We start from the raw sequence: 11,725 nt of genomic DNA, 5'->3' as shown, positions 1-11,725 counted from the left end.
AATTCTGGGCTTTCAGAAATCTATCCAACAGTTAGCATCCGGGAATCTCGCCAAAAATCAAGAAAATTATGATCAGAATGTACAAGCTACTTGTTTTTTCTTCCGTTCTTTTGGCTTTCACTTTTTGCTGTCAATCGCCGAAAAGCAATCACATAGTACACGACACCATGGAAGAAACCTACTATTCCCCCGAAGATTTTGACCGGATAGAAAAGATCGACGCCCACGTACACCTGCGGACCGATTTTGATACGGTATTTGTTCAGCAGGCGATTCGGGATAACTTCCGTTTACTGAACATAAGCGTGTATACGTCTCCGCGCCTAACACCGGAAGCACAGGAAGATTTTTCATTGAAGCTGATCGAAAAATACCCGGAAGTCGTTGCGTATGGCACTACCTTTTCGCTGGAGGGATTTACCCAAAGTGATTGGGAGAAAAAAACACTGGCGTATTTAAAAGAATCGTTTGCCAAAGGGGCCATCGCCGTTAAAGTATGGAAAAATATCGGCATGGAATTGAAAAATGAACAGGGGGAACTGGTGATGATTACCGATGCTGTTTTCGATCCTGTCTTGCGATTAATAAAAGAAGAAGACATTACCCTGCTGGGCCACCTGGGCGAACCAAAAAATACCTGGCTGCCACTGGAGGAAATGACGGTACAAGGCGACCGGGATTATTTTCGGGAAAACCCCAAGTACCACATGTATAATTTTCCCGATCTTCCCTCCTATGAGGAACAGATTGCTGCCCGGGATCAACTGCTGGCCAATAACCCCGATCTGAGATTTGTTGGAGCCCATTTGGGAAGCCTGGAATACGACGTGTATGAACTGGCAAAGAGGCTGGATTCCTTTCCCAGTATGGCGGTGGATATGGCCGAACGCATCTCTCACCTGCAACACCAGGCTGTCACCGATTGGGAAGGGGTGCGTGACTTTATCATCAGCTACCAGGACCGCCTCATTTACGGAACCGATCTGCGCGCCGGAGCATCGGACATACAGGCGAAAGGACTAACGGAACCCGAGGAAATTTCAGCGCATGCCCATCAGGTTTGGTTACGACATTGGCAATTTTTTACCGGGGACGAAGAAATGCAGGTACCAAAAGTCACCGGCACCTTTAAGGCCTTGAAACTGCCCAAGACGGTAGTGGATAAAATCTATCGAATAAATGCCGAAAAGTGGTATCCGGGAATCCGTCACTAGATTTCAGTACGTTTAAATTTAAAAAAAATACGATGAATAGTCTTGACCGCAGGTATTTCCTGAAGCTTTCTACGCTGGCCCTTGGAGGCATTTCAATGGGGTTACTGTCCAATCCATCCAAGGCCGTGGGCCTCAAGCAAAACCTCAGACTGGGTTTTGTGGGTATTGGCGGTAGAGGCTCCTACCACCTGGACACCGCACTTGGAATTACCGGGGTAGAGATCCCTGCCATTTGTGACATCGATCCCAAAAACCTTTACCAGGCCAAACGATGGATTGAAGAATCCGGTCAACCGAGCCCCAGACTTTATGACAGGGGGCCAACGGACTTTATCAGGCTATGCGAGGAGGAAGAGCTGGACGCCGTGATTTGCGCCACCCCCTGGGATACCCATGCTCCGGTATGCCTGGCGGCCATGAGAAATGGAAAACATGCGGCTTGCGAGGTTCCCATTGCCCAGACACTTGAAGAAGCATGGGAATTGGTAGAAACCTTTGAAAGCACCGGTAAGTGAGCCAGTATCGTATTGGGTGGTTTTGGAGACCTGACCATGTTGAATATGGTGCGAAAAGGATTATTAGGGGATATCCTCCATGTAGAAAGTGGCTACATACATGACCTGAGGATGGTGAAGTTTAATCCCGAAGAAGAACCTTGGAGATTGCAGCCTGCGATCGATAAAAACGGCAATCTCTACCCCGACCATCCCATGAGAAACATGATGCCGGTGCTGGACATCAACCATGGGGACAGGTTTGATTACCTGGTATCCATGAGTACGAAATCCGGCATGCTCAACGACTATGCCAGAGCCCAATACGGAGAAAAACATCCGTACGCCACGAAAGAGATGGCGCTTGGGGATTACAATGCCTCACTCATCCGAACCGTAAAGGGGAAAATGGTCACCCTAAACCACGACACACACACCCCCCACCCCCGGGAAAGTTTCCGACTTCAGGGCACAAAGGGAATTTATTTGAAGGAAAGGGATGCCCAGCGAATTTATATTGAAGGTAGAAGTCCAAGGGAACATCAATGGGAACCCGCAGCGCCGTATCTGGAAGAATATGCGCATGAAATTACGAAAAATTACGCCCCACCCGAACGCAAAGGAGGAGCAATCCGCGGACATGGCAGTGGAGGAATGACCCAAACCCCCATCAACTGGCACCGACTGATCCTCGCCTTGCAGGAAAATAAACAGCCGGACTGGGACGTGTACGATTCGGTAACAAGTGCTGCCATTATCCCCCTTACCGGCAGCTCTGTCGCCGATAAAAGCAGGCCGGTAGATTTTCCCGATTTTACCCGTGGAAATTGGCAAAAAAGACCACTACTATATACCTGAAAAAGATCGCCTTAACGGATGAATGGCCTCCTGAGCGTAGCAGGAATCTTTTTTTGTACCTGGAAAATGACCGGCGTTTCACTGGTTGGTACCCGTTTATTTCCCGAACGGATATCGAATGTACCCAGCTCATCGACCGATCCCGGAGCAAACCTAACGTCAAAAAAATCAGGCAAATCTTCCCGTGTCAAGCAGGTTGATTGGGTGAAAATTTAAAAAAATGCCAGGTCGAATACAGGAAACCGGTTCATTGCGCTAAAAACCCAAATTCGCTGAATCGATCAATTCGACCATTCGCTTCATTTTTTTCTGAATGACCTTGAAATGATGGGCCTCTTCTGGTGATATCAGGGAAATGGCCTCTCCTTCCGATCCTGCCCTTCCGGTCCGACCGATGCGGTGAATGTAATCCTTTGGGGAACGAGGCAGTTCGTAATTGACCACATGGGGTAGAAATTGAATGTCAATGCCCCGAGAAGCGAGATCCGTGGCCACCAAAACCCGTAGGTTTCCTTGCTTAAAATTACGAAGCGATTCCGTCCGTGCCGCCTGACTTTTGTCCCCGTGAAAGGACCGAGCCTGTATGCCGTGTTTTTTTAGTTTGGCGGCGAGATTATCTGCCGCTCGTTTGGAACTGGCAAAAACCAACACCTGTTCCCAGTTTCCCTCGGTGATTAAAAACCGCAACAAAGGTCCCTTGTTTTCGGGCCTGACCAAATAGGCCGATTGCTTGATTTGAGCAGGGGAAACGGTATCTTGCCCGATTTCTATCCGGACCGGTTCATGAAGCAGTTTGGTCGATAAGCCTGCTACCGCTTCCTCCGTGGTCGCAGAAAAAAGGATATTCTGCCGTTTTTTGGGCAAGCTGGACAAGATTTCATCCACCTCTTCCTTAAACCCAAGATTCAGCATTTTATCGGCCTCATCCAGAACCAGTATCTCCAATTTGGACAAGTCCACAGCCTTTTTTGAAAGCAAATCCAATAAGCGACCGGGAGTCCCGATCAGGAGATCGGTTCCGTACAGGTGTATCATTTGGGGATTAATGGATACCCCACCATACACCGCCATGGATTTTACGTTCCTTGGCAAGCTGTTGGCAAACGTTTTTACTGTTTGATCGACCTGAAGAGCCAATTCCCGGGTAGGCACCAGCACCAGGGCGGCAACTGCCCTACTTTTTACGGCAGTCTTCCCCTGAAATAGGTCCAGGATGGGCAACACGAACGCGGCTGTTTTTCCCGACCCTGTTGGAGCCAGGGCCCAAAGGTCTTTCTTTTGAAGAATAGCGGGTATTGCTTTTATCTGAATCGGGAAGGGATTTTCGTAGGTTTCGATACGTACTGCTTCAAGCAGTGGCAGTGAAAGACCGAGGTTGGAAAAGCTCATGGCTAAAGGTACGTCTTTTTTCGAAGTATCGGTACATTGCCGGGCACCTGTTAGGGCATCGGCTACCCCCTGAAGGTTTTGTCAAATGGTAGAAACGATTCGTATTCGGAGCACCTGACTTGCCCGTTGCATTTTCAAATGACGATGCTGCAGAGTTCGAACCGCGGTGAAAATCTAAGAAAATCTACTTCCTACCCAAACGTTATATACTGGAGGTTTGCTAATCGTTATTCCTATAAATTACCAGTTCGCCGTGCGATGGTCATCTATTACCCTAAGGATTCTATTGGACAAACTACTGATCGCCCGGATAAGGTACTGCGCTCGGCTAATCAAGCAATAGCCCATCCGACCAGAAGTAGCTATCGTCCTTAAAAACAAATACCGTCAGATGAAAACCGGCTATTTTCTGGGCTATGGGGTCGAATTTTACCAGTAGCAGACTGCCTGAATTGAGCCAACATAAAAAAATCTAGCAGAGGGGTGCTGAATTCTTGAGGGCACGACAGGAGACCAGATCTTCACCGGGAGTTGTCCCTGCTGCATACCAGACCGCCCACATACGACCCTTGGGACTTACCGCCGAGCTAGAAATCCCTGAAAACTTTCTACTCTCTTTAAAGTGTAGTTGGCTTATTTCAGCACCTTATATCAGCCGTGGTAGATCCAATTTAGCGGAGTTGTTTTGCGCAAAGGAGCTTTGATTCGTGCAAAAAATAAGGGAAAGTCCGATAATGTGGGTAAGATGGATCATTTTATTTCCTTTTTAAGTTTGCCAAAACAGCAAAGTGGTAAACGTGTATATGGGTTGTAGGTCTTGAAAAGGCTACCCTTAGGCAGCAAGCCGGCCAAGTTAAAGGGACGGCTACCTGTTTCCAACCAACGTCCGAGGATGGATTTTGGACAGGGAAATGATCCTCACTACCAAGACCCTATTCTTTTGCCCGCTTAACAAGGTCTGAATAATTCCCGGTTAACCAGAAGAAAAATGGTACTTTTACCTGTTATTGCTTCTCAGCATTATTTGGACCAATTTATCATGTCTTTCCGCGTTTCATGAGGTATTTTTATTAATTTCAATGTTTAATGGAACGTCGGTATTATTAACCCTATCAAAATGCAGTTCTCAGCAACGTCTGATTTACCAATATACCAAAAGTGGAGTAATACATTTGTAGATTCACGACCAAAAAGTCTGAAGGCTTTAAATGTTCGCTTAGCTTTGTCAACATTATCGTTTATTCTGGTTTTTTGGTGCCCTCTATATCTGAATGCCCAAGATGCCGTTAATTCAGGGGAGTTTATTGTGGAGCCACCCACACTAACCAATCTTGGATTTGAGTGGTATATCGCGGGGGATGATAACCGAAATGCGACGGTAGCCGTAGCGTATCGGATCGCTGGATCGGGTAGCGAATGGAAAAACGGAATGCCCCTGCTTCGAATTGGTGGGGAACATATTGAAAGAGCGGGAATTGATTACACCACTCCCGCCATGTTTGTGGGAAGTATTTTGGATGTTGCTGAAAACACAGCCTATGAGGCTCGCTTTACGCTGGAAGATCCTGATGGGGTTGAAGGGGAAGCCGTTAACGTAGTAATTGTTTCCACACGTGCCGAGCCTAAGGCTGTCAGTGGGGGAAGGGTAAGACATGTATATTCCCAATACCACACGGGCGAGAAAGAAGAGCCAAATTATCCGGGCTTGGTTTCTGCCTATGGGGGTTCTACCAATACGAAGGGAGATTGGAATGTGGTAGCTGAAGATGTGGTACAACCTGGGGATATTATTAAAATACATGGGGGACTCTATCAGGGGAATCTGCTTAACTATCCCGATTGGCATAATATACCCTTTGACGGAACCTATTTTTTCACGGCAAAAGGAACGGCAGAACGTCCTATCGTGATCGAGGCGGCAGGGGATGGTGAAGTCATCTTTGATGGAGCAGGAGCGGCAATTCTATTTAATGTCATGGCCACCGAACATCATATTTTTCAGGGGCTTACCTTTAGGAATGCCGGCAGAGTTTTCGAAGCCGGCAGGAAACATTTAGCAGGAGCAAGTGACTTGACTGTTCGCAATTGTCGTTTTGAACATGTCGGTGAAGGTATTGTGACAGAATATGCCGGTTCAAAAAACTTTCTGATTCAAGATAACGTCCTCATTGGTCGTGATGATCGCTATAGAACGTACGGTTGGCAAGCTCACAGGGAAGGTTTAACTCCTTACGGGACGCATCTGCTAGATTCTTACTATGGCATCAAAGTATACGGTTCTGGGCATGTAATTGCCTATAATTCGATTGCCTTCTTCCACGATGCCATTGGCATATCAACCTATGGAACCCCAGAGAAAGCGCAGGAGTTAAAAGCGGTGTCCATCGATATCTACAACAATGATTTACACCTCTTGGTCGATGACTTTATTGAGGCGGATGGTGGTGTGCACAATATTCGGGTTATGCGGAATAGGGGTATGAACTCTGCGGGGAGTGGAATAAGTGCGCAACCCGTATTTGGCGGTCCTGCCTACTATATTAGGAATGTGCTCTATCATATAGGGAGGGGAGCGCTTAAAATTCACGGAGGAGTACCTGGTCTCATCGCCTACCATAATACTTTCATTGCTGAGAACAACGCTGGAGGCGGACACCCAAATTCGAACTACCGGAATAATTTGTTTCTTGGTGCGGATGGGCCGACGATCATTGCTGCTTTCCCGTATACAACTACCTATTCAGTAGCGGATCACAACGGGTACCGGCCCAATCGGGGACCTGATAGTCCTGAAAATCAGTACATGTGGCTATCTCCCAAAGGAGAGCGGATCGGATTTAAGACATTGGCGGATCTGCACCAAGCAAGTGGTCTAGAAGCACACGGTATAACAGTCGATTATGCTATTTTTGAGAATCTGAAGATGCCTATCAAAGCCCCTGGAGAAGACAAGCCTGGCCCGGTTTATCACGCTGTAGATCTTAACTTTAAACTCAATCCGAAGGGGAAGGCAGTAGATTCAGGGGTTCTAATACCAAACGTAAATGACAACTTCTCTGGAAAAGCTCCGGATCTGGGCGCCCTCGAAGTTGGATTACCGGAACCCATTTATGGAGCCCGAAGTGAAATCTATAATCAGCCGTTTTATAGGTGAAGAGGGACGGGGTAAATTGTATTAAGAGGTGACCTTAAATATATATAATGCAATAAAAAAAATAGTTCTCACATTCTGAGATTTAAAGTAACATTCTGTTGGGTAATATAAACGTTTGATTTGAACAAAAAAAGTTATCCACAAGCTTCGGTCAACGACCTGTCACCCTATATCATGAAGCGACCGGAAAACGGGAGACAGAAAATCGGAGGCCGGAACGGGTCGGATGATTGGGGACGGTTGACAGAAGATGGGCATAGGTATTTAATTTTATCGTTGAATTAAAAAATTATCACTGATGGGCCAACTTGTTTGCCGCTAAAATGGGAGGCAAAGTTAGGGGCACATGGATTGGATATTGGACATTAAAGAAATTTTACCGACTTTTACTATATGGAACAATTTTCATCCCAAATTGTAATCGATCCGAATATACGTTTCGGAAAGCCTTGTATCAAAGGTACGCGCATTGCGGTTGTCGATATACTTCAATGGCTAGCGTCAGGTATGAGTAAGGAGGAAATTCTTGCTGATTTTCCGATATTAAAAGAAGAGCACATCCTTGCGGCACTTGCATTTGCCGCCAATAGGGAGGCTTTTATCAAAATCGTGGCGGCATAGCATGAAATTGCTTTTGGATGCGAACATGTCCTGGCGTTTATCACGCAAGCTTAGCTCCCACTTCGAAGATTGTATCCATGTTGACAGTATCGGTCTTGAAATACCAGCCAAAGACCTTGATATTTGGAAATATGCATTAATCAACGACCTGATAATCGTTAGCAATGATATTGATTTTTTAAATCTTGCCAATTCAAGAGGTTTTCCACCAAAAGTGGTTCTATTACGAACGGGCAATCAAAGCAATGCTTTTTTGGAGCAATTGCTGATCAAACACAAAAAAGATATTGAAGAACTATATTTTTCAACGGAGTACGGCTTTCTTGAAATCGTATAATATATGTGATTTTTACTAATTCTTAACAATCTAGAAAGGTATCTAGACAAGTTTTTATCTTACTCCCGTGCTAATCAATTTTCGATTCGTTTAAACCTTAAGAATTATCTCGCTATTTCTTTCCGATAAGATATCACTTTCTGAAAAATGCGTCATAAGGATATCCTGATTCCCCGTCCGGCTAAAATCATACGTGATCCAAATCGTGCCATCGCTAGTTTGCTGACCGTCAGCATAAGATACCCCGGGCCGCTCATCAAGCAATAAACCGTTTGACCAAGTGAAACCATCATCTTTGGATATAAATGCCATCAGATGCGAACGTCCGATTTTCTGATCTATGGGACCGTGTTTTACGAGCAAAAGATTGCCTTTATTTAGGTCTTCACCGGGAGTAATCCCCGCATACCAAACCGCCCATATACGCCCCTTGGGACTTACTGCCAGGCTAGATATACCACTAAACTTTCGGCTCTCAATGGAGTGTTTCTGCGATATCTCGGAAGCTTTTATTAGTCATGGGGGATTAAATTCAGCTCGGTTGTCTTGTGCGAGAGCACTGTTAAATTAGGCGCAAAGAAGAAGGGATAATCCAATAGTTCGTTTGAAGTGGGTCATATGGGTCTTAATTCGATTCGCTAAAATACCGTGGAATACAGATTTTAAGCCCAAATTAGTTGATAGGGGTGAATTTTGCCAGTGTTTATACTTTATTTTCGCTATCCTAATCTCTGTTAATTCTCTGTGATTGCTTGGAGGTCTTTGGGGTGAATTTTCTTTTTCTATGTGTAGACTTGGTACTAGGCTGCTTTTTTTGAACAGGTTAAAACTAGAATTTTTAACTTAGTGATTATGAAAAAGAGCAAATTTAGCGAAGAGCAGGTCATCAAGATCCTCAAACTGCAAGAGGACGGCCACAAAGTAGAAGATATATGCCGGAAGTACGGCATCAGTTCTGCGACGTTTTACAGCTGGCGGAATAAATATTCGGGCATGGATGTGCAAGAACTTCGTCGTCTCAGAAGCCTGGAGGAAGAAAACAGTCGCTTGAAGAGAATAGTGGCCAACCAAAGTCTGGAGATTGACATGATCAAAGATCTTTTGTCAAAAAAGCCCTGACGCCCGTGCAAAAGCAGGAACAGGTGACCTACCTTGAAGATACCTACAAGGTGTCCCATGCATGGGCGTGCAGCGTCGTATCGGTATCCAGAACCACAAAGTATTACCAGAAGAAAATGCCAGCAAAAGATGCCCAGATCAAAACGATGATTGAGCAGGTGATAGGCTGTAGCCGAAAAGGCAGAAACAAGGTGATCTGCCTGGTGCAGAAAAAGTATCCTCACATTAGTGGTAGCAAGATCAGGCGCGTGTACGAGCAAGAGGGATTTAGCCTGCACAGGCGTCTGAAACGCAGGATCAAGAATCAGCCCGCCAATCCGATTGAGATTCCATTAGTGGCCAACCAAGAGTGGGCAATGGACTTTATGTCTGACACGTTGGAAAACGGGAGAAAATTCAGGACGCTGAACGTGGTGGATCATTTCAACCGTGCCTGCATGGGGATTGCGGTGGCACACAGCCTGCCGTCTGTACGTGTAATCGAATACCTGGAGCGTATGATTGAATTTCAGGGCAAGCCCAGGCGTATCCGAACCGACAACGGTCCTGAATTCAGAAGCAAGAAGTTTCAGGCATGGATGAGCGACCAGCAGATAACGTGGTCGCCAATCCAGAAAGGAAAACCCCAGCAGAACGGAATCGTAGAGCGGTTCAATAGAACCTTCCGGGAAGATGTGCTTGATGCTTACCTATTCAGTTCCGTTGCGCATGCTCAAGACCTAGCCGATACATGGAAACAAGATTACAACAATCAGAGACCCCACCAGTCACTGGGATACCAAACCCCTTCTGAATATGCGGCGTAAGGTTTTCCAAAGGAATAAAACTCCCAAAACAGGGAGACAAAAAGGCTGCCCACTGGACAGCCTTGGAACCCGTTTCGGTCGGCCAGCCCTATCCCTGGTGGGTTGCTCCTCAGCAGCGCCCACTTCCGTTTCGGACCGGCATGGCAAAATTCAAAACAAAAACCTACATTTACAACCTGTCAAAATTCCCAGCCATATACCACTTTGAAATCGCTTGACCTAAACTGTCTATATTCCGGCTGTTTTAGAAAAACCTCCGTATTCCGCATACTCTGAATAAATTAGGTTTCAAAAATGGCTAATATTTTCCCTCGCCACACTAACTGATTAAATAATTGATATGCGCAAACCCCTATTTTCAATATTACAACTCTTTTTCAATTTCCGCCAACCACTTATCATAGTCCCTTTCCAAACATTCCGCTTTGTCAGGATAAACATGGATAAGGTTAGTTTTTTCTAAAGGATCCAAATTTAAGTGAAACAAAAACCTTTCACCATTGACTACATGGTATTTCCAATCGCCATCCCTCACCGCAAAGGCTTTTGAATCCTCATAGGGGTTGTTGAACCTCCAGAAGAGCTGTCTGGGTATCAGCTTTTCATTTTGAAATAAAACAGGACCTAAATCCACACCATCCATATCATTATCATTAATAAAATTTAAACCAGACAATGATAGAAATGTTGGTGCTAGATCCATGGTCATGGAAGTTTCAGAGGTAATACGACCTGCCTCAATTTTTCCAGGCCAATTGGCAATTGCTGGAACTCTGTGCCCTCCTTCCAGTAAATCTCCCTTTTGTCCGCTATATGGAAAATTACTCCCGACCCAGGAATAAGCACCATTATCGGAGGTTATAAAAATTAAAGTCTTTTCCCTTAATCCCAAGTCCTCCAGTTTTTCAATTACCTGGCCAATGCTCGCATCCACCGCCTCAAGCATGTCTTTGTATGCCCTTCGGTATTGGCTTTCGGGTAAAGGCCCGAATTTGCTATCATGCCATGTTTTTCCCAGGGTCCTATGAATTGGGTCATTTGGCCCCTGGAAAGGAAAATGGACCGCAAGGTGGGAAATAAACAGAAAAAATGGCGTTTCACTGGATTCCTCTATAAATCTAATTGAATAATCATTTACCAAATCGGTCAAATATCCTGATTCTTCCAACAATACCTGATTTTTATACCAATCTCTCTCCCCTTCACGGGATACATGGCTGTGATAATCCGGCGTGTTGTTACTTACACAGCTTTGTGAAAACCCCTGATCGTTCGGCTCAAAACGGGTTACATGGCCCAGATGCCATTTACCAAAAACAGCAGTTGAATAACCTGAGCTTTGCAACCTCTCTGCGACTGTGGTTTTGTGGAGTGGCAGCCCCTCCTTCAGAGTAAAGCCTATGGCATGCTCTACTTCCGACCTCTGCTGGTATTGTCCAGTCATCAATGCAGCCCTGGTTGGACTACATACGGGGGCATTAGCATGAAAATCCGTAAAAAGAATCCCCTCCTTGCCCAAACGATCCATATTGGGGGTTTGATGATCTTTATTCCCAAAAATTCCAAGATCTCCATATCCAAGGTCATCTATTACAATCAGGATTATATTGGGAGCATGCAAACCTCCATGTATGTTTCCATCATGAAGAACCTGTGAGATTCCTCTTCCTTGGTTAAGCAAAAAAAAGAAAATAAAACCAGCACCTATAAAATTCATTTTCCAAAATTTTTAT

General features: G+C 45.4%; 10 protein-coding genes. 8 read left to right on the top strand and 2 right to left on the bottom strand.

All coding sequences use genetic code 11. From position 1 onward, the window contains the following. Positions 1 to 68: 68 nt before the first annotated feature. Genes ABWH99_RS10825 through ABWH99_RS10815 form a run of 3 tightly spaced genes read left to right on the top strand, consistent with a single transcriptional unit; the run spans position 69 to position 2,566 of the window. Positions 69 to 1,214, top strand: a complete 1,146-nt coding sequence (locus tag ABWH99_RS10825) for an amidohydrolase family protein (protein ID WP_375586291.1) — start codon at positions 69 to 71, stop codon at positions 1,212 to 1,214. 32 nt (positions 1,215 to 1,246) lie between these two features. After that, positions 1,247 to 1,729 carry a Gfo/Idh/MocA family protein gene (locus ABWH99_RS10820; RefSeq protein WP_375586290.1) on the top strand — a complete coding sequence of 161 codons (483 nt, stop codon included), beginning with the start codon at positions 1,247 to 1,249 and terminating at the stop codon, positions 1,727 to 1,729. 36 nt (positions 1,730 to 1,765) lie between these two features. Beyond that, entirely contained in the window at positions 1,766 to 2,566 is an 801-nt protein-coding gene (locus ABWH99_RS10815) for a hypothetical protein (protein ID WP_375586569.1), read from the top strand. Between the two features lie 255 nt (positions 2,567 to 2,821). Here the strand turns inward: ABWH99_RS10815 and ABWH99_RS10810 are convergent, their stop codons facing one another. Then, a complete protein-coding gene (locus ABWH99_RS10810; RefSeq protein ID WP_375586289.1) occupies positions 2,822 to 3,955 on the bottom strand; it encodes a DEAD/DEAH box helicase in 1,134 nt (377 codons plus the stop codon). 1,117 nt (positions 3,956 to 5,072) lie between these two features. Between ABWH99_RS10810 and ABWH99_RS10805 the strand changes: the two genes are divergently transcribed. The 5 genes from ABWH99_RS10805 (at position 5,073) to ABWH99_RS10785 (ending at position 9,992) form a co-directional block, all read left to right on the top strand. Continuing rightward, positions 5,073 to 7,109, top strand: a complete 2,037-nt coding sequence (locus tag ABWH99_RS10805) for a hypothetical protein (RefSeq protein ID WP_375586288.1) — start codon at positions 5,073 to 5,075, stop codon at positions 7,107 to 7,109. A gap of 393 nt (positions 7,110 to 7,502) precedes the next feature. Further along, positions 7,503 to 7,730 carry a DUF433 domain-containing protein gene (locus ABWH99_RS10800; protein ID WP_375586287.1) on the top strand — a complete coding sequence of 76 codons (228 nt, stop codon included), beginning with the start codon at positions 7,503 to 7,505 and terminating at the stop codon, positions 7,728 to 7,730. Position 7,731: 1 nt separating this feature from the next. Continuing rightward, positions 7,732 to 8,067, top strand: coding sequence for a DUF5615 family PIN-like protein (locus ABWH99_RS10795; RefSeq protein WP_375586286.1), 336 nt, complete (start codon positions 7,732 to 7,734; stop codon positions 8,065 to 8,067). A gap of 852 nt (positions 8,068 to 8,919) precedes the next feature. Beyond that, entirely contained in the window at positions 8,920 to 9,186 is a 267-nt protein-coding gene (locus ABWH99_RS10790) for a transposase (RefSeq protein WP_375585647.1), read from the top strand. 5 nt (positions 9,187 to 9,191) lie between these two features. Continuing rightward, entirely contained in the window at positions 9,192 to 9,992 is an 801-nt protein-coding gene (locus tag ABWH99_RS10785; protein WP_375585646.1) for an IS3 family transposase, read from the top strand. A 364-nt stretch (positions 9,993 to 10,356) separates the two neighbouring features. On the opposite strand, the gene ABWH99_RS10780 is transcribed toward ABWH99_RS10785, so the two are convergent. After that, positions 10,357 to 11,709, bottom strand: coding sequence for a sulfatase-like hydrolase/transferase (locus tag ABWH99_RS10780; protein WP_375586285.1), 1,353 nt, complete (start codon positions 11,707 to 11,709; stop codon positions 10,357 to 10,359). Between the last annotated feature and the right edge of the window lie 16 nt (positions 11,710 to 11,725).

It is taken from the genome of Cyclobacterium xiamenense, from assembly GCF_042140265.1.
Lineage (GTDB): Bacteria > Bacteroidota > Bacteroidia > Cytophagales > Cyclobacteriaceae > Cyclobacterium > Cyclobacterium xiamenense_A.
This window is presented reverse-complemented; position numbering and strand designations above follow the sequence as displayed.